Source organism: Paenibacillus sp. GP183 (genome assembly GCF_900104695.1).
Lineage (GTDB): Bacteria > Bacillota > Bacilli > Paenibacillales > NBRC-103111 > Paenibacillus_AI.
In genome coordinates this window covers 2,341,452-2,359,670 of record NZ_FNSW01000001.1, presented here as the reverse complement: position 1 = coordinate 2,359,670, position 18,219 = coordinate 2,341,452, and the positions used below count along the sequence as shown (strand labels likewise).

The following is an 18,219-nucleotide window of genomic DNA, read 5'->3' as shown; positions in this document are numbered from 1 at the left end:
CCATGCTTGGGCTTTTTTTTGTTGATAAGTAGCATAAGTTTTTCTAAACTTATCTTGCTTCGCATCAACCTTGACAAACGCGCTCGTCATTAATGACGGCGTAGCCGTTTATCCTTGGTCTACTCCCTATTCAACTTCTCATCTATAGCGATAAGATCGTACGGGGAGTCGGTGCCGAACCATTTGATAATCTTCGTACGAGCTTTATGCTTCACGTCATTGTCTACATACACAGCCACAGATACCAACGCACCGACCAGAACACTCAAGTCATCCGTGTATCCAACTCCAAGTAAGAAGTCCGGGATGATATCGATCGGTGAAATGAAATATCCAAGAGCTCCTATAATAATAGCTTTTGCTTTAATAGGCACATTAGGGCTTCGCAGCACATAGTAAAGAAGCAGTGCGGTATAGACTACTTTAGTACCCGCTTTTTTGGAGAATCGTTTCAATTTCAGCCAGAAGGAGCTATCCGAATAGTTTTTTTCCATCGAGCGCAGGTTGATATTCATTCTCTCACCTCTTCTCAGGAGTATTCAATAATAATCGTACAGGACGAATTCGGCAGAGTCAACAATCCAAGATGAACCCGATGGCACTTAGCTGGAAACCTCTCATTATTTGAGCTATATTAATGAGGAAGTCCAATAGACAAAGGGAGTAAGATGACCATGTTAAAAATCTTTTTGGTGCTCGGAAGTTTGAATGCCTTTTTATCCGTTGCATTGGGGGCATTTGGCGCACATGCTTTGAAATCCAGGCTGAGCACGGATATGTTGAATGTTTATCAAACCGGTGTTCAGTATCATATGATTCATTCGATCGGGCTTATCCTGATAGCAGTGCTGGCTGATAAATTGGGCAGCAGCTCCATGGTGAACGTATCAGGTTGGGCTTTATTTATCGGAATTGTTTTATTTTCCGGAAGTTTGTATGCCCTGAGTCTCTCTGGAATAAAGGTTCTGGGTGCAATAACACCGTTAGGCGGAGTTAGCTTTTTGCTGGGCTGGATACTACTCGCGATCGCAGCCATGAAGTAATGTTTAATTAATGATATTAAATATGCAGGAATATCATTCCGGTATGTAGAATGTACTCACTTGAGCAGGTTAATCGAATAGCGCAGGAGGGAAATCAAGTGAGCAGGCAGATTTTTATAGGTGGACACCTGGTCCTAACGTTGATTGCGTCATTGACAGTCCCGCAATCAGCCGGTTGGGTATGTATGGTTTCCTCTATTGTTTTGCTTGTGCTGCTAGGCTTCATCGGCAAAAAAGCAAAAGAATTACAGCAATCCTCCTTAAGTTTGGAAGAGAGTCCAAGGCCGGAGGAACAAAAAAGCACCATACATAGACTCCGGGATAGTGAACAGATCTTTGATTCCTTGTTTGACCACAATCCGAATGCAATCGCTGTTTTTGATCAGTTTGGCAATTTTACACGTGTCAATGCCGCTGCGGAAAGCATGCTTGGCTTTTCTGCCGGTGAGCTGGCTCACTTGCCTTTTATCACTTTTGTCGCGCAGGACCATTTGCTTGTAACCCTTCAGGGCTTTGATCAAGTAAGGCGAGGCCATGCGTCCTCTTTTGAAACTGCGATCATTCACAGAACGGGTTATAGGGTGGATCTATCTGCAACGGGTATTCCGCTGGCGGTGGAGCAAGAAACCAGAGGGAGCATCTTGATAGGCCAGGATATCACTGAACGCAAAAGAGTTGATGCGCAAATCCGCTACATGGCCTTCTATGACGACATGACAGGCTTGCCCAACCGTCTGCTCTTTAATGAACAATTGAACGAAACATTAAAAGCCATGAAATCGGCTGGAACTAATCTGGCCGTATTTTATCTGGATATTGACGGGTTCAAGCTGGTTAATGACAGCTTCGGACATGATTATGGCAATATGCTGCTCATGCAGCTTGCCGAGCGGTTTACACGCTGTATTACGGATCGTGATTTCCTAGCCAGGTCGGAAGGGGACGAATTCTCGTTCTTTTATCCCAATGTGGAGGATCACAATGATGTGATGACTCTAGTGGCCGGAATCATTCGGGTATTGGAAGTGCCTTTTCTATTGGAGCAGAATGAGATTCATATCACAGCCAGTATCGGCATAGCGATTTCCTCCGATGAGAATGAAGATGCAGAAACACTTACCAAGTACGCCGATATCGCATTGGCCAGAGCTAAAGAAAAAGGCCGAAATGAATTTCAAATTTTCAATACGGATATGAAATCTGTTTCACTGAACCGGCTCAAGCTGGAAAGTGAACTGCGAAAAGCCATTGCCAATGATGAATTCGAGCTTTATTATCAACCGCAAATGGATATAGAGACAGCCCGTATTGTAGGTGTCGAGGCACTCGTACGCTGGAATCACCCCGAGCGCGGCATGATCTTGCCGAAGCAGTTTATTCCTCTGGCAGAGGAATCGGGTCTGATTGTTCCATTGGGCGAATGGGTGCTGCGAGCTGCCTGCAAACAGAACAAAGAGTGGCAGGAGCAGGGCTACGATCCATTCCCTATAGCGGTGAATCTGTCGATGCGGCAGTTCTTCCAGCATAATTTAAAGGGAAAAATCAACCAGGTACTTCTCCAAACAGGGCTGGATCCGCATTATTTGGAGCTCGAAATTACAGAAAGCATGACCATGGATGTCGAGTACGCCATTCAGTCCCTGCTGGAGCTCAAGGAACTGGGCGTCAAGATCAGTATCGATGATTTCGGGACAGGCTACAGCTCGCTCTATTACTTGAAAAGATTCCCTATCGACAAGCTGAAAATTGATCGTTCCTTCGTCCGGGATATCATGATCGATCCGAATGATGCGGCAATTGTCACAACAATTATTTCCATGACGCACCATTTGAACTTGAAAGTGATCGCCGAAGGTGTAGAAACCAAGGAACAGCTGCATTTCCTGCATGAGAACCAATGCAACGAGATACAAGGCTACTGGTTCAGCCCCCCAGTGGGCGCCATCCAATTGGAAACCATGCTTAAAAAAGAAGAGGTTTCCGAGGTTCAGTGATAGTGTAAGTAAATGGCGGTCAAAAGAAACTTGATTGTGATAAGACGTAATTTGCGTCGCCGCCATAATAACAAAAGGTGCTGCCCATCAGCTAAGGCTGAGAGTCAGCACCTTTCTCTGTTTACCCAGTAACAAAATCATCGATTTCGTTCAGCTTAAACAGATAAACTTTTTTCTCATCCACATGGTAGACGCTGACATTTTGTGAATCTGCATCATAATTCAGGACTCTGCAGGGGATGTTGAGCTTCACACTCTTGCCTTTCACGACCGTTAACCGAATCAATACATTATTTTGTATGAAGGATCCAAGCTGATTGATCAGTGTATTTGAAGTGGTATCTTGACGAGCCGCGGTGTTAGGCTGCTTTCTGGTTTTCGTTTCTGTTTCTTTTTTGGTCTCGATGTCCTTCCTGTAGGGCAGCGCTTGCTTGACGCTCTCTTTGATATTCAGGTCAACCAGCTTCCCCAGTTCGATGCCGCTTGTCACTTTATAGTCCTTGATTGCTTCTGTATTAAGAATATGGAGCAGCCTTTCCAAGGCGATCCCATTGGACTCAGCCTCCATTAAAACCTCTATAGTAAATAATTGTCCTTTAACATTGGATTTCTTCTTATCTTCTTCCATAAATCCTCCATATTAATTTTCTCTTAAGCTCACTATATCATGATTGGATACCCCAATGTACAGTTTCTCACCATATGCCTTTTGCTCACATATAGTGCTGTAACCATAGTTTGAAGGGGCGTGCTTGCCATGTTTCACGTCGAACCGATCATGATAGACAATCACAAAGTCACTGCCATAGAAGTGAAATTACCTAAAACTACGTTAATTATCGTAACGACAGAAAAAGGATATATCATGTGCGGAGCACATGATATTTGTCGTGAAAAACCCTTTAACATCAAGGGTTTTAGCAACATTTTTCTCCAAGAGTCACACAGCGGTCACAAAATGATCATTTCGTCTAACTTATCAACCGCCTCTTGCTGCATAGCAGGTAACACATGGCTGTAAATATCGAGCGTCACACCAATTTTAGAATGTCCTAACCTGCTAGAAATGATTTTGGCATGAACATTTTTCGAAATAAGCATTGTAGCATGTGTGTGTCTCAAGGAATGAAATGAGATATGAGGGAGTCCTGAATCCTTAACATCCTTTTTATAAGTTTTCGTTAAATTAGCTGGGAAAATGGTTTTGCCGTTTCTTAGATTGAACATCACAATATCCATATCCTCAAATGCTTCCCCAAGACATAGTTTTAGTTCTAAGTAATCTCTCCTCTGCTTTTTGAGTACTTCAATTAATTGTGCAGAAACAGAAATCGTTCTAACCCCAGAAGCAGTTTTAGCTCCACTTTTAATACTCTTACCGTAGTGAGTAAGTGTCTGGTTGACTGTTACTGTCTTCTTTTCGAAATCAATATCCTTCCAACGAAGACCCAATATCTCACCCTGACGCATTCCAGCAAGCAAGGCTAGTGCATAAGCACAGTAAAATCTCCTATGTTTGGTAGCATGCAAAAACTGGTTCACTTGCTCCGATGTCCAGACTATCATCTCTTTTTGTTTCTTCTTTGGCATGGAAGCGGTTCGCATATAGTTGGACTTGATGTATTTTTTTGATACCGCTGAATCCAATGCCTTCTTAATGAGGTTCGAAACCCCATCAATCGTACTGTAGGCATATCCTTTTTTGTACATGTTTGAAATGAATTCTTGGCATCGCTCTGCGTTTAAATTTTGCAATTTTAACTTCTCAAATCGAGGCTTAATATGATTCTTCATTAAGAGATTTGCATTGTAATAGGTGGTGTCTTCAACTCCCATAATATATTCATTTTCCAACCACTTTTTGATGAACTGAACCACAGTTACTTGATTTATCTCTACGTAGTCCTCATCCTTAACCTCTTTTTGAAGTTCAATCATCACGTCGTTTGCTTCTCGCTTTGTGTTAAATCCTCTTCGACGAATTTGTTTGCGTTTACCATTTTTGTCATAATACCCAATGACTAATTCCCATTTTTTTGTTTGTTTGTTCAGTGAAATTGAAGCCATTTTTCCCTCCGCTTCTTTGTGACCATCAAAAGAACGGAGCCAAATATGTGATCTATTGTCCTAACATTTTATCACATAGCCTGACTCCAAACACATGGCCATAATTTGGATTTCATTCACCTTTCAGCCAGTTTTCAAACACCTCTTCATGAACGAGATATCTTCGACCCACTTTTATGGAGCGAAATTCACCTCTTTTAATAATTTCGTAGGCTCGATCGCGACCAATTCCCATTTTCTTCATTATGTCTTTAACCCCTAACATAATCTTTTCATCGGTTTTGGCTTCCATCATATCACCTCGTTTGGTACGAACTTATGCAGATTATGATTTGTCCTATTCCAATTAAAGAGAAATAAATTCTAAATTCAAATCGGCAACGGTTACTAAATTGCTGTAGGTATTGCAGTTTTATCAATGCATAAGCACCAAGCAGAGGGTTTGGATGGACAGGCATCCGTCTATTCGACAATATATTATTACGACACAACAGGATCTACACGCTTTGTAGTTAAAGTAAATCGCTTTACAGGTGAAGGTCAATATTTATCTGATACAGGATGGCATAAGTTGAAATCAGAAATAAAATGCTTCTTTCATTTCAAACAAAAAGCCACTCAAATGAATGAGTGACTTATTATCGCTTGTTTTGCTGACGATATGTATTTTCATATTCACGAACAAATACTGAAAAAGTAACTATTTGTACGTTTGAATTTGTGTAAGGCTTACTCAGAAGCGAATTCGCAAACTAAATCCTTGTGAGAGTCCACATTATCCTATTTACTGATCGAGGAGAAAACAAGATCTTGACCCCATTTTCCGATTTGGGTATGAAGAATTGTGGGTAAGATATAACTGACACACTATGAAAACTATCAAAATATTATAAATAAATGAAAAGTAACGGATTTAAAAAGATTAATGTGAAAAAATTGTAATCTTATGGTATTATTGACGGGACTTTAGTAGGAATAAGATGAAGGACAAAACAAATATCACGATACTAGAGATAATGAATTCATCAAGATTACTTTTCTTCAAATAATACTGTAAAACAATAATATTCCTCACATGAATAAGGAACAGGATGCAAAATTTATAGAAATTATCTATTTTTGGTCTGGAGGATAGTTAGATGCAAATAGGAATACTTCAATTAAGTGATATTCACTTAAAGAGCGATAAAAATAGTTTTAAATACAAAGTGGAAAAATTGCATGCTGTAATCCAAGATGAACTATTAGCGATTAGCCATCTTTTTATTGCAATCAGTGGTGATACCGCATTTTCGGGAAAATCAGAAGAATATGCTCTTGCAAATGAATACTTGGAAGAGATCAAATCTAATATAAAAAGGGTTAAAAATCTACCTATTTCGGTCATTACGATTCCTGGGAATCATGACTGTTACTTTGATGAACAGGCTCAGACAGTAAGAACTGTCATTTTAAACAGCATAAAATCGAATAATACTGATGTCATAGATCCTTCAATTATTGAACAATTATGTGTTCCCCAAAAGCATTATTTTGAATTTGCACACAAGCATGAACTAGAGAATCAACCAGTAATTACAGATCAATTATTTAAAAGCTTTTCATTTCAATTAGAAAATTACCATGTTATTTTTAACTGCTTCAATTCATCGTGGATTTCGGAGAGAAAAGAAGTACCTAGTACCTTATTTTTCCCTATTGAAAATTATGAGAGTGTATTAAAGAAAAATAAGGGAGACCTTGTTATTTCGATGATGCATCACCCATTAAATTGGTATCCACCCGTCAACTCAAGGAAAATTAAAGAGGTATTGGAGGAAACCTCTGACGTCATATTAACAGGCCATGAACATGTTTCCACATTCACCAAAAAAGATAATATGCAGGGCCAAATAACAGAATATATTGAAGGTAGTGTTCTGCAAGAGAGCAATAATCCAAATAAAAGTGAATTTAATTTTATTAGGATCAATTTATTGGATAGAATCCAACAATTATTTCAGTTTTCTTGGAAAGAGAAATATTATTTACAAATTTACTGTAGCGAATGGATAAAATATGATCGGTCCCAAGGCAATGAAATCAAAGATTTCCAGATCAATAACGATTTCTCTGCTTATCTGAATGACCCTGGGATCACAATTAATCATCCCCGAAAAACTAAAGTTATACTGAGTGATATCTACATATATCCAGACTCTAAAGTTGTTCAATTACATGAAAAAGCAGATCGACTAACGCAATATGTAAATTTAAAAGAATTGATTGATTTCAAAAAAACGAATAAATACCTGATTCTCGGATCTGAAAAATCCGGGAAAACCACATACTGTAAAACGTTATATAACCATTTATTTAAGAAGGGATATATGCCAGTCTTATTAGATGGAAGCAAAATTAACAAATCGAATCTAAATGACTTCCAGCAGTTATTATACAAAACGTTTATAGATCAATATTCAAAAGATTCACTTGAATTATTTAAACAATTACCGAATGACCTAAAAGTGATAATTATTGATGATCTCGACAAAACAAAACTTAATACTAAATTTACTTTTGAATTCCTAAAAAACATTTCTTCCATATATAAATACATTGTTTTAACGTGTGATGAGTTATTTAAATTCTCAGATTTGATGAACGAACATGAGAATGAGGATAGCTTTCATTCACATTACGAAAGATTTGAGATTATGGAATTGGGATTTCTTCTCAGGACCCAATTTGTTGAAAAGTGGAATTGTATAGGACAACTTGAAACTGCGACAGAAGCTGAATTGCAGAAAAACCATGATAAAGCAACAGAAACAATTAATATTATTATTGGAAATAATTATGTGCCTGCGTTTCCTTTCTTTTTATTAGTCATTTTACAAACGATTGAAAGTAATGTCCCCCATAATTTAAAGGAGAGCTCCTATGGTTATTATTATGATTTATTAATATTGCAATCGTTATCAAAAATTAACATGAAACATGAAGAAATCGATGCATTTTATAATTGCATTACTGAACTTGCCTACCGTTTCTTTCATCAAAATATCATAGAAATGGCAGAGGATGAAATGAAAGATTTCCACAAATGGTTTACTGTAGAATACGATTTAACGTACGACTTTGAGAAGAACATAACACGGATGGTTGAAGCAAATATCGTAGAAAAATTTAATGGGATCTATCGATTTAAATACAAATATGTTTATTATTATTTCGTAGCTAAATATTTATCAAATTCAATTACGGAACTGGCCATCAGAGAGAAAATATCATTGATGTGCAGTAAAGTACATATTGAAGAATTTGCAAATATCATTATGTTTTTGACGCATTTATCAAAAGATCCTTTTATACTCAATGAATTATTTAGCCATGCCCAAAAAATATTTGCAGATACTGTGCCGGCAAATCTCGAAAATGATGAGGTTAGTGCACTTAATAGTTTAGTCGAAGAAGTGCCGAAAATGGTTTACGAGAATATTGAGGTAAAGAAACACCGCGAAGATCGATTGAAATTGAAAGATGATTTAGATCGGAGCAAAAAAGAAGTTGCCGCTACTTCAAAGCCAATTACAGAAGATGAAATCGACGAAGATGATGATTCAGAGATGGATTTTGCAGCCCAAATGAATTTGGGATTCAAAACCGTGGAAATTATCGGCCAGATTTTAAAAAGTTATTACGGTTCCATAAAAGCAGATGAAAAGTATATTTTATGTGAAGAAGCCTATATGGTGGGCTTGAGGTCATTAAATTATTTTTTATCCACTTTAAATTCAGATATTGAAGCATTTTCTTCACATTTACAAGGAATATTGGAGCAAAGGCTAACCAAAGAAACGGAAAAAGCAGAGATCGAAAAACAAGTAAGGAGATTACTCTTTAGCCTTTGTTGCGGAATTTCATTTCAATCTATCAAAAGAATATCTGATTCTATGGGATCGGAGAATTTGTATGAAACTTTCAAAAAAATTACACTCAGCCATCCTACAACAGCTGTTAAGTTGATAGAGATATCCATTAAGATAGATCAATCTCGCACCATACCTTATTATGAGTTAAAACGATTAAAAACCGAACTTGAAAATAACGTGATGGCCTACAGTCTTCTCAGAGCTTTGGTGATTAATCATCTATACATGTTTGACGCCAATTATAAAGAAAAACAGCAAATTTGCGATCTCTTGGGCATTTCTATGAAAAATCAGAGATCGATAGAACTGTTATCCCCTCTAAAGTAATAAACCAAGCACTTTCAACCGACTAAGGTTCCGATTAGAGGTGATAAATTAATATTGACAAGGAAAATGGAGTGCAAACGGCAACAGACACTCCATTTTTTGTTGTGGAATTGAACGTTTATTTGGTAATGGAAATTATTTTTTAATAAATCAGCCCATGAGTAAATTCATTTTATTTTGATTGTCGAATTAAAGAGGTTTTTGGAGAATAATCACGAATTTAGGTACTGCTGAGTTTTTACTTTGTTATTTGGTCGATGCAGAAGACATTAATAAATTCTTTATAATAATGTGTAAACTTTATATATAAAGAGTTGTCTACTTGTTGGGAAAGAAACTAAAATGGAGGCTAGAAACGAAATAAAACTAAAATGAGGGGCTGAAAATTGAAATCTTCTTATAGGATATCTTTATTGTCCTTGGTTAATGTCACGACGAGTATATTTCCATCACGAGAATTATAAATGGTTTGGAATCCCAATAAATGGTGGTAATTAAGATTTATGAGAAAAAAAGCAATAAGTATTTGTAATGATAGGATTATACGTATCATTTTAGTTTAGGTGCTTAATATTGGGAGATTGGGGAGAACATCTTGAAACAACGAGGTCTTATTTTTATTATGCTTTTAATGGTGCTCTCGTTGTCAGCTTGTTCATCGTCAACAAGCACTTCGAACACATCGAAACAATCGGAACCACCATCTACATCCACACCAGGGACTACACCTTCATCTACAGGAACACCAACGAGTTCGCCCGCTCCTGCAACAAGTCAAACCCCTGCTTTTAATCCCCCTGTACATTTTAATTATCCGGATGCTGTACGAGGAATTTATGTAACAGGTTGGTCAGCTGGGGGTGACCGCATGCCTAAACTTCTGTCACTTGTTGATAACACCGACCTAAATGCAATGGTCATAGATATTAAGGATGATGACGGCTATATCACATTTAAGCCTGAGGGAAAACTTGCCGAATTTGGCCAGCCTTACATCAAAGATCCCAAAGCACTCATGAAAACTCTTGAACAGCATAAAATCTACCCAATTGCCCGTATTGTTTCTTTCAAAGATACAGTTCTAGCGAAAAAACGTCCAGACCTTTCTTATATAGACGGCACCAGTGTTTGGCGTAATGCTAAGGGAGACGGGTTTATCAATCCATTCCTTAAAGAAACATGGGATCATGATGTAGATGCAGCAAAATTAGCTGCAGAACTTGGGTTCAAAGAAATCCAATTTGACTACGTTCGATTCCCAGAAGGCTTCGAAAGTAGGGACAAAGTTCTTAAATATTCAATGGGCGATTACCAGGATAAAAAACCAACTAAGTTTGTACAAGAAGAAAAAGACTATGCTGAAGCCACTAAGAAATATCAAGACGATTTGACTTCTTTACAGTCCAAGTTGACAGACGCTACTAATACCTACGATACTGCGAAAACCGATGCAAATAAAAAAGCAATGGACGTTGCTCAAAAGAGTGTGTCTGACCTTAAAATAGCAGCACCACAAGCACCGGATTTTAGCGATAAAGCACGTATGACACAGCTTCGTGTTGATGCTGTCAGCGACTTTGTCGCATATGCAAAAGAACAACTTAAACCGTATGGTGTAAAAGTCTCAGTTGATATCTTCGGATATTCAGCTACATTGCCTGAAGCTCCAGGTATCGGTCAGAACTTTAGCCGTATTTCTAACTCAGTAGATGTAATTTCGTCTATGATTTATCCAAGCCACTGGTCTGCTGGTTATTTTGGAATTGCAAAACCAGATAAAGAGCCATATAAACTTGTTGCTGAATATATTAAACGTGAAAAAGAGAAGTTTGCACAACTGCAGACTCCACCAACATCACGTCCTTGGATTCAAGACTTTACTGCAAGCTGGTTAGGTTCCGGCAATTATCTTAAATATGGTAAAGCTGAAGTTGATGCACAAATCAAAGCCTTAAAAGATTCTGGGATTAATGAATACCTTATCTGGAATGCTAACAATTCTTACTCAGACGGTGTAACATATAAATCATAATCCACAAACCCAATCCAATTTAGAAACGGTTCCTATTTTAAGTAGAAGAGAAATATTATTAACACGTTCAGTCAAAGGTTAGTTCATTCAACTAACGGATAATGATAGTTCAGAATTAACCGCCTAATGATATTTCTTTTGGTCAGAAATCGACATCAAGGAGTACAGATCCTTAATTTAAGTTAGAAAGGAATTCTTAATGATACCTAATCGACTCGAGGACTGGAATCTAACTATTATTAAAGACATTCTAACAAAAGGGTACTATGAATCTGAATATTTTGACTTCAAAGAAATGTTACCAAACAAAAATGACGAGAACGGAAAGCAACGATTGATTAAAACTAGTTGTGCATTTGCAAATAGCGAAGGTGGATTTCTTATCTTTGGTATAAAAAACGACAATTCTATTCCCGTCGACGAACGCATTGTTGGGATTAATCCCTCACATGATTTTCCTGAGCACTTTGGAAACTTCCCCAACAAATGCACTCCTAGTGTTTTTTGGGATTTCAAAAATCCACCAATTAAACTCTCAAGCGGTAATGTAATCCACATTGTTCATATACCGAAAAGTTGGAAGGCTCCACATTGTTTAATTGAGACTGAAAAGGGATGGTTTTTTACAAAAAGGACGAATAAAGGTGATGGAATTATGAGTTATGATGAAGTCAAAACATCCTTTCTTGGATATTACGAAAAAAGATTAAAACTTCAATTGCTGATGTCCGAACTGCAAAATTTATTATCAGATGCAACGAGCATGATTTTACCAGAAAGTCAGAAAACTCAATATTATTCACTTGTAAAGCTTGAATTAAGCGTCGTGGAGTCTATTCTGTCTGATACTTACACTATATTGGTAGATGCACCCACATTGTTACAATTACTTAATAAAATAAGAAATCGTTGTAGAATAATAAATAATAAACAACAAATATTCTATGGTTTTATGCCTGGCATGTTGGATAGAAGACAAAAAGAATACAAAATTGAAAAAGAAAATTATAAAGACCATAATGATTATCTAGATTTAGAGTGTACTTTTTTAGCTGGCGATCTACGAGAAGCCATTATTCAATTGGAAAAGATAATTAATTCATAGATATCCTTAATGCTTTTGATTACCATACTAAAGTAAACATTTACGTAATGCCACTTATTGAGCAGCCCCGCTAATATTTACCGGATTAATCGGAATGATCGTTGATATAGCATGCTTGTAAATCACCTGTTGCTTGCCCTCGGACTCCAACTCGACTGTGAAGCTATAGTGATGCTTAATCGTTCCTCGAATCTGAAAGCCGTTCACCAGGATTACAGTAACTGATACTTTATTATTCAGAACCTCGTTCAGAAAGGTACTCTGGATATCGATCTTTTGCTGCATCAACGCGTTCACGCTCCATTTTCATTTAGCGACTTCTTTAATTTCTTGTGTTTCTCTTTTTCCTGTCTCTTTTGGGCCTATTCCTAGTACTTTCGAAGTAAATCTTTCAATCATTTGAGCTGCAAATTTTTCATTTGTACCGGCAAGAAATGCAACCGCAATGGTAACAATGTGGGATGCATCTCCGCTCGCACTAACCCCGTTCAGTATTACTGTGATAGTCATACCTATAAAAGCTCCGATTACGCCACCAACTACCGGACGAGCAATATACCATCCGTGAAACCCAGTATCCATATTTCGATGAATTAGATGTGTATATATGCCGTATATTGCAAACGTAGTCGCTCCTATAGACCCTGCGATTACTGAAACGTAAATTGTTTGAAGCAGCTGCCATTTATCACTACTCAAATATTTCATGTAGTTTTCGGAGTTAGCGAGAATAAGCCATGTCCATAACCCTATCACTATAAGTTCAAATATCATAAATAGATAAGGCTTAAAAGTATGGGAGTGCTCGAGTCTTTTCGGTGCATAGTGCAATATCACTCGAGTGCGGTTAAGATCATCATTGAGTGTTAAAGTATTAGTTGACGCTTTTAATCGATCTAATATTTTTGAGGCTTCGCCAACATCAGCTCCCTGATTGGCTAAATCTGCAGCTAGTATTTCAAGCTCATATAAGTAGCTATCTCCTTGCGGTGTTTTTGCAACAGCCATAGTATGCCCCTCTTTTTTTGTCATTTATTTTAGGCTAATCCTGCAAGCATATCGGTCTCTTGTTTTTGCTGATTTACGTTAACATAAACATAAAGACCACTTTTGTCTCCAACTTCTCTTTTAATCTGCTTAATTCTTGTTACATTCCTAACCTAAATAACAAGGTAGTCTCAAACTGAGATACCAATAAAAGACCACTAATCAATTATGGATCAGTGGTCATCTAAGTATTTGTCAGAGGTACTAGTGTGAGAGTCACTATGTACAATGAAATTCAGCTCCTAATTATTATTTAAGCCAATTTTTGCTGAGTGTTACCCGGAGGATTGTAAACATGAATTAATGCAGATTCTGAATAGGATCTCTGATCTTCATTATGTTCTAGGGAATACACAAAAAACTTTGAGTTGTGAATATGCTTATTAAGTGATAATTGATGTTCGCCAAATCTTCTTTGAAGATCGTCACTCTTGCCAGCATATAAAACGTTATACTTCCCATTTAACTGCATTTGACTTAGAAATAAGTATATTCCTCCCTGATTAGGGATGCTATATTTTGAGAAGGAATGTTTTGTTAGAAGTTGTGACCATTTGAGGTTAGTTACTCTTGAATGTTGTATTGCATGGTATAAACTACTGAAATCTTGCATATAACACCTCCAATTTAATAAAATCTACTTTTTCTTGTTCGCTTTAGATTGCGATAAAACTGATCCAGCTAATGACTTAGTTGTCTTACTAGTTCGACCATCATTTAGAGCTTTTGAAGCAACTGTGGACATGCGATCTGAAGAAACTTTTCTTGTGCTACTTTTTGCCATGTTGGAGACCACCTTCTGATGTATTATTAGCACTCTTTATTTATGAGTGCTAATATTTTTATTATATTATGACAATTTAATGAAATCAAGATCTAATTTCAACATATAGTTGTCGAATCCTGTAGAAATCACAATATATTGGGTTTTGTATTTAAACGTTCGTGGTCAATTCAAAGATCTTGCAGTCCACTCCTGGGACAACTCCGCTTTGATCACATCCCGAAACATGAACCACTCCCAATCAGCAACTCCAGTAAATGGATTTTCGGTGTCCAGACGGAAGCTGTCCCGCTGGGTACATGTCACAATGCCGGTTACACTTCGCAGCTCGTACTCACCATATAGAGTTAACCTGACCACTTTCTGGTGTCGGTGTGATTGAAAAAGAACGGTGCTGATGATCTCCACTTCCTGATCATCCAGCGATGGCCTTACCAGGCGATCTGTTTGCTTTGCTTGCCTCCGAGTCGCATCCTTGTGCTCAGGTAACATCATTCGTGAGGATTCCCATAATCCGTTTGCTTCCAGTTACTTACCCATATGTAAAATTTTTTTCGATTTAATACTTGCAAAATGCAAATAAAAAGAGTATAACTATATTCAAGAGGTGAAATTAATGGAAAACCCAAGAGAGCTATTTCAAATCATGACCCGCAGGCTAGGTCTGCTGGATAAAAATTGTTGCAGTACGGGTGGTACAGATCTTACTGCCATACAAAGCCACATACTATATGAAATTGATCAGCAACATAACCCATCGATCCAACAAATTGCCGAAACACTATCGATTGATATTACGACATTTAGCCGCCAAGTACAGAGCTTGGTTAATGCAGACTTAGTTAAGAAAACGCCATTTACAGAAGATCGAAGAGTGACGATCCTGTCACTTACGACGCAAGGTAAATACGCAGCTACTGTTGTAGACCAGCAAATGAATGAATATTTGCAAGATATTTTCTCCAATATGACGCAGTTTGAACAAGATATGGTAATTCAATCCATCAAGTTGTTAAACGCAAGCATGGCGAAATCTAAAATGTGCTGTACCCCGATGGGATAAATCATTTCTTGATCCCTTTCCATTACATAATACTTGCATGTTGCAAATAATATATTGCTTTGGAATTAACGGTATTGTTTGTTGTGATTTCTTTCTTATTAATCTGATTCAAGGTTTTATTCCATATAGGAGGTGAGAACATGAGCTTTATTCAAAAATTGTTAAGTCAAAAACAGTCTTCTTGCTATGATAAAAATCGAAGAAGTCAAACCACCAACTGAGTCTTGCTGCAATTCCCAAAAACAAAAATAAGCCGGGAGTGATGATAACAATGGATATGAATGTTTATTCCATGGAGAAGTTAATGTTCCAAAAGCAAACTGAAATTGAGAAAAGCGTTAGTAGAGCATGGCAATGGCATAATGCTAGGAAAAATAAGAACGCGTTCGTCATTCCGAACCTTTTCAAAATTAAAAAAGAGCAACAAACACAATTAGATGTTTGCTGCTGTTAACGAATGAACATTCCCACAAGATTGAAACAAGACATTGTATGTTTAAGCCGTCCAGAATTCTTAAATTATTATTTATAATTTTTTATTACAGTATCAAAAGCGGTACTTTCATCATTTCTAAGATTATTGTCATATTTATTAAATAAAATATTAAGTCGTGACTTCATTGTAATTGTTTCATTAGATGCAGATGATGAGTCAAAATTCAGAAGATCATCTTTTAACTTTTTAAAGATTTGGTTAATTTCATTTAAAATTCCGATATCATCGCTATAATAACTTATTTTAGATAAATCATTTACCCAAGTATTATTTACTTCAACTCGAAGTCTATTAGCTTGATCTGTAACAGTTTTAAAATTTTGTTGTGTTGTAGAATTTTGCAACATTCCATCAACAATATTAGCTAAAGCAATTTGATCGTTAATAAAATAGATATACCTGAACATTTCAGCATCATTAGCAATCTTTAAATATGAATCAATGACGCTATTTTTTTGTGGCAATTTCACATCAACGCTGTAATCACTAGCATTCCACGTTACCGATACTCCCAACTGCCTGATAGTTGAAATCGGAACCATCGTATGGCCGTCTATGATCTGCCCGGGCACTTCGTCTGTTTCAAGTGCCTTCCCGTCTGACTTGATGAGAACAATTGGATTTCCCTTATAATCTCCTTGTATACTTGATGCACTCACAACTCCAGCAATTAACAACATAAGCGACACTAGCAGCAATATTTTCTTTTTCATAAAACCCAACCCCTCAACCATTTTCTTCCATCATATACCAATATCCATTTTGTGCCTATCCCAATTTTGGATTAGCTAAATTGACACATTCATAGGTTATCTAATATGGAGACATGGAATCAAAATTAATTGAGGAGGGTTTAGTATAAGGAATTTTATTAAAAAACTGGTTGATGTTAATGCAAAAAATCAAGGAAACTGCTGCGGAGTCGAGATTAAAGAAGTAACATCTGAAATTAGCTAAAAACCTTCGAAATCATGCTGCACCACGGAAACTTCTACTACCTCTTCCTGCTGCAGTACAGAAAATAGTTCAGCTTGCTGTGGTTGATCTTACGTTTAATTGAGTATTGTATAGCTTCTGGAATGCAGAAGCTATACAATACTCATGAGGTGATCCCAATGTTTGAATCGACAGTTCAAGAATTTGTTAAAGCTTTAGCAAGTGAAAAGCGTCAAGAGATCTTATTCTTGTATATGAAGCCCAAGAACTAACCGTTAACGAGGTTGCCGATTTCGTCAATGTCGGGCAATCAACGGCTTCGGAGCATCTTTCATATCTGAAACGAGCCGGTATTCTTATGTCCAAAAAAGAAGGCAAAGCTGTGATTTATTACCCTAACAAAGAACGCATCGCGTATTCACTTGATAGTTTATCATCCTATTTGCGAAACTGCTGTAAATAATTTTATTTACTCAACATATCGTTATTTAGCGATATTACAATATGTAAGTATGAGAATTGGAGGCTTCATTATGTCAAATATTCAGTACGACACCATCGTGATTGGTGGAGGTCAGTCTGGTCTAGCCACTGCATATTATCTGCAAAAAGCAGGGTTGCAGTTTACCGTGTTGGAAATAAATACCTCTAATCTAGGATCATGGGCTAATTATTACGAAAGCCTTAAGTTATTTTCACCAGCTGCATACTCCTCTTTACCCGGAATGCAATTCCCGGGAGATCCCAATCGATATCCAACTCGAAATGAAGTGGTCCAAATTTCTGAAATCTTATGCGGCTTATTTTAATGTTCCCATACAGTTCAATGTGGAAGTGGTTCAAGAGTTAAAAGAGCAAGAACTATATAAGATTATTACTTCGAGTGGTGATACGTATTACTCCCGATCAGTCATCTGTGCGACCGGACCATTTACGAAACCTTTTATACCAGAAATACCTGGCTCAAGCGTTTACACGGGAACAATCTTACATTCGAAACAATATAAAAACTCGGATATGTTTCTTGGTAATAAGAAGGTTATCGTCGTCGGAGGAGGTAATTCAGCTGTTCAAATTGCAGTAGAATTGGCTGATATTGCGGATGTAATTCTCGCGACAAGAAGCCCCATTAAATTCCTTCCTCAAAGGTTCCTTGGAAAAGATATTCACTTTTGGCTTCACGTTATTGGGTTGGATCATTCGGAAATAGGTAAACGTTTGTTAATGGGTAGTTCTTCTGGGGTATTGGATGACGGTCGTTACCAACATGCAGTGTCGAGAAAACAAGCCTCAACATAAAAAAATGTTTAAACAATTTACGAAAATCGGAGTTATGCCATGGCAAAATTCATTCGCTTCAGCGACGATTCGTGGATCCGGAAAAGATGCCAAGATTGTTGTAAAGCGTTTA

19 protein-coding genes and 1 pseudogene are annotated in these 18,219 nt (G+C 37.3%); 10 read left to right on the top strand and 10 right to left on the bottom strand.

What is annotated here, in order from left to right; translation table 11 throughout:
- Positions 1-119: 119 nt before the first annotated feature.
- Complete coding sequence (locus tag BLV33_RS11750) at positions 120-515, bottom strand: YkvA family protein (RefSeq protein WP_253187044.1); 396 nt, start codon at positions 513-515, stop codon at positions 120-122.
- A 159-nt stretch (positions 516-674) separates the two neighbouring features.
- Here BLV33_RS11750 and BLV33_RS11745 point away from each other — a divergent pair, with 159 nt between their 5' ends.
- Positions 675-1,043 (top strand): DUF423 domain-containing protein, encoded by a 369-nt coding sequence (locus BLV33_RS11745; protein WP_090791292.1) that lies wholly within the window; start codon positions 675-677, stop codon positions 1,041-1,043.
- A 98-nt stretch (positions 1,044-1,141) separates the two neighbouring features.
- The gene (locus BLV33_RS11740) at positions 1,142-3,037 is read left to right on the top strand and encodes a putative bifunctional diguanylate cyclase/phosphodiesterase (RefSeq protein ID WP_253187043.1); all 1,896 of its coding nucleotides are present in this window, start codon (positions 1,142-1,144) and stop codon (positions 3,035-3,037) included.
- A gap of 121 nt (positions 3,038-3,158) precedes the next feature.
- On the opposite strand, the gene BLV33_RS11735 is transcribed toward BLV33_RS11740, so the two are convergent.
- Positions 3,159-3,665 (bottom strand): hypothetical protein, encoded by a 507-nt coding sequence (locus BLV33_RS11735; RefSeq protein ID WP_090791288.1) that lies wholly within the window; start codon positions 3,663-3,665, stop codon positions 3,159-3,161.
- A 129-nt stretch (positions 3,666-3,794) separates the two neighbouring features.
- Here BLV33_RS11735 and BLV33_RS29985 point away from each other — a divergent pair.
- Positions 3,795-3,923 (top strand): annotated as a pseudogene (locus tag BLV33_RS29985) (DUF1805 domain-containing protein); the annotation flags it as partial.
- Positions 3,924-3,988: 65 nt separating this feature from the next.
- Here BLV33_RS29985 and BLV33_RS11725 read toward each other — a convergent pair.
- Both BLV33_RS11725 and BLV33_RS11720 read right to left on the bottom strand, forming a co-directional pair.
- Complete coding sequence (locus BLV33_RS11725; protein ID WP_090791284.1) at positions 3,989-5,104, bottom strand: site-specific integrase; 1,116 nt, start codon at positions 5,102-5,104, stop codon at positions 3,989-3,991.
- 112 nt (positions 5,105-5,216) lie between these two features.
- Positions 5,217-5,396, bottom strand: coding sequence for a helix-turn-helix domain-containing protein (locus tag BLV33_RS11720; RefSeq protein ID WP_253187042.1), 180 nt, complete (start codon positions 5,394-5,396; stop codon positions 5,217-5,219).
- Between the two features lie 847 nt (positions 5,397-6,243).
- Between BLV33_RS11720 and BLV33_RS11715 the strand changes: the two genes are divergently transcribed.
- From BLV33_RS11715 to BLV33_RS11705, 3 genes are all read left to right on the top strand, one after another.
- Positions 6,244-9,345: an STAND family AAA ATPase gene (locus BLV33_RS11715; RefSeq protein ID WP_090791279.1), complete on the top strand. Its 3,102-nt coding sequence runs from the start codon at positions 6,244-6,246 to the stop codon at positions 9,343-9,345.
- A gap of 595 nt (positions 9,346-9,940) precedes the next feature.
- Positions 9,941-11,377, top strand: coding sequence for a putative glycoside hydrolase (locus BLV33_RS11710; RefSeq protein ID WP_090791276.1), 1,437 nt, complete (start codon positions 9,941-9,943; stop codon positions 11,375-11,377).
- A gap of 199 nt (positions 11,378-11,576) precedes the next feature.
- Positions 11,577-12,482 (top strand): AlbA family DNA-binding domain-containing protein, encoded by a 906-nt coding sequence (locus BLV33_RS11705; RefSeq protein WP_090791274.1) that lies wholly within the window; start codon positions 11,577-11,579, stop codon positions 12,480-12,482.
- Between the two features lie 54 nt (positions 12,483-12,536).
- Here BLV33_RS11705 and hfq read toward each other — a convergent pair whose 3' ends face one another.
- From hfq to BLV33_RS11685, 5 genes are all read right to left on the bottom strand, one after another.
- A complete protein-coding gene (hfq, locus tag BLV33_RS11700; RefSeq protein ID WP_090791271.1) occupies positions 12,537-12,767 on the bottom strand; it encodes an RNA chaperone Hfq in 231 nt (76 codons plus the stop codon).
- Positions 12,768-12,788: 21 nt separating this feature from the next.
- A complete protein-coding gene (locus BLV33_RS11695; protein ID WP_090791268.1) occupies positions 12,789-13,490 on the bottom strand; it encodes a hypothetical protein in 702 nt (233 codons plus the stop codon).
- A gap of 292 nt (positions 13,491-13,782) precedes the next feature.
- Complete coding sequence (locus BLV33_RS11690) at positions 13,783-14,142, bottom strand: GIY-YIG nuclease family protein (RefSeq protein WP_090791266.1); 360 nt, start codon at positions 14,140-14,142, stop codon at positions 13,783-13,785.
- A gap of 24 nt (positions 14,143-14,166) precedes the next feature.
- Positions 14,167-14,313, bottom strand: a complete 147-nt coding sequence (locus BLV33_RS29315) for a hypothetical protein (protein WP_171909122.1) — start codon at positions 14,311-14,313, stop codon at positions 14,167-14,169.
- Between the two features lie 165 nt (positions 14,314-14,478).
- A complete protein-coding gene (locus BLV33_RS11685) occupies positions 14,479-14,808 on the bottom strand; it encodes a YolD-like family protein (protein ID WP_090791264.1) in 330 nt (109 codons plus the stop codon).
- A gap of 121 nt (positions 14,809-14,929) precedes the next feature.
- Here BLV33_RS11685 and BLV33_RS11680 point away from each other — a divergent pair, with 121 nt between their 5' ends.
- Entirely contained in the window at positions 14,930-15,376 is a 447-nt protein-coding gene (locus BLV33_RS11680; protein ID WP_090791262.1) for a MarR family winged helix-turn-helix transcriptional regulator, read from the top strand.
- 522 nt (positions 15,377-15,898) lie between these two features.
- Here the strand turns inward: BLV33_RS11680 and BLV33_RS11670 are convergent.
- A complete protein-coding gene (locus tag BLV33_RS11670; protein WP_090791258.1) occupies positions 15,899-16,585 on the bottom strand; it encodes a stalk domain-containing protein in 687 nt (228 codons plus the stop codon).
- Between the two features lie 467 nt (positions 16,586-17,052).
- Here BLV33_RS11670 and BLV33_RS30690 point away from each other — a divergent pair, with 467 nt between their 5' ends.
- The 3 genes from BLV33_RS30690 to BLV33_RS11655 all read left to right on the top strand — a co-directional run bounded on the left by BLV33_RS30690 (position 17,053) and on the right by BLV33_RS11655 (position 18,107).
- Entirely contained in the window at positions 17,053-17,271 is a 219-nt protein-coding gene (locus BLV33_RS30690; RefSeq protein WP_090798882.1) for an ArsR/SmtB family transcription factor, read from the top strand.
- Positions 17,272-17,341: 70 nt separating this feature from the next.
- Positions 17,342-17,617 carry an FAD-dependent oxidoreductase gene (locus BLV33_RS11660; RefSeq protein WP_171909121.1) on the top strand — a complete coding sequence of 92 codons (276 nt, stop codon included), beginning with the start codon at positions 17,342-17,344 and terminating at the stop codon, positions 17,615-17,617.
- A gap of 19 nt (positions 17,618-17,636) precedes the next feature.
- Positions 17,637-18,107, top strand: a complete 471-nt coding sequence (locus tag BLV33_RS11655; protein ID WP_253187041.1) for an NAD(P)-binding domain-containing protein — start codon at positions 17,637-17,639, stop codon at positions 18,105-18,107.
- Positions 18,108-18,219 lie beyond the last annotated feature (112 nt).

Bases quoted from the DNA above. Each gene is read 5' to 3' on its own strand.
- BLV33_RS11750 (WP_253187044.1), bottom strand. From the start codon at position 515: ATGAATATCAACCTGCGCTCGATGGAAAAAAACTATTCGGATAGCTCC.
- BLV33_RS11745 (WP_090791292.1), top strand. From the start codon at position 675: ATGTTAAAAATCTTTTTGGTGCTCGGAAGTTTGAATGCCTTTTTATCC.
- BLV33_RS11735 (WP_090791288.1), bottom strand. From the start codon at position 3,665: ATGGAAGAAGATAAGAAGAAATCCAATGTTAAAGGACAATTATTTACT.
- BLV33_RS11725 (WP_090791284.1), bottom strand. From the start codon at position 5,104: ATGGCTTCAATTTCACTGAACAAACAAACAAAAAAATGGGAATTAGTC.
- BLV33_RS11720 (WP_253187042.1), bottom strand. From the start codon at position 5,396: ATGGAAGCCAAAACCGATGAAAAGATTATGTTAGGGGTTAAAGACATA.
- BLV33_RS11715 (WP_090791279.1), top strand. From the start codon at position 6,244: ATGCAAATAGGAATACTTCAATTAAGTGATATTCACTTAAAGAGCGAT.
- BLV33_RS11705 (WP_090791274.1), top strand. From the start codon at position 11,577: ATGATACCTAATCGACTCGAGGACTGGAATCTAACTATTATTAAAGAC.
- hfq (WP_090791271.1), bottom strand. From the start codon at position 12,767: ATGCAGCAAAAGATCGATATCCAGAGTACCTTTCTGAACGAGGTTCTG.
- BLV33_RS11695 (WP_090791268.1), bottom strand. From the start codon at position 13,490: ATGGCTGTTGCAAAAACACCGCAAGGAGATAGCTACTTATATGAGCTT.
- BLV33_RS11690 (WP_090791266.1), bottom strand. From the start codon at position 14,142: ATGCAAGATTTCAGTAGTTTATACCATGCAATACAACATTCAAGAGTA.
- BLV33_RS29315 (WP_171909122.1), bottom strand. From the start codon at position 14,313: ATGGCAAAAAGTAGCACAAGAAAAGTTTCTTCAGATCGCATGTCCACA.
- BLV33_RS11685 (WP_090791264.1), bottom strand. From the start codon at position 14,808: ATGATGTTACCTGAGCACAAGGATGCGACTCGGAGGCAAGCAAAGCAA.
- BLV33_RS11680 (WP_090791262.1), top strand. From the start codon at position 14,930: ATGGAAAACCCAAGAGAGCTATTTCAAATCATGACCCGCAGGCTAGGT.
- BLV33_RS11670 (WP_090791258.1), bottom strand. From the start codon at position 16,585: ATGAAAAAGAAAATATTGCTGCTAGTGTCGCTTATGTTGTTAATTGCT.
- BLV33_RS11660 (WP_171909121.1), top strand. From the start codon at position 17,342: ATGTCAAATATTCAGTACGACACCATCGTGATTGGTGGAGGTCAGTCT.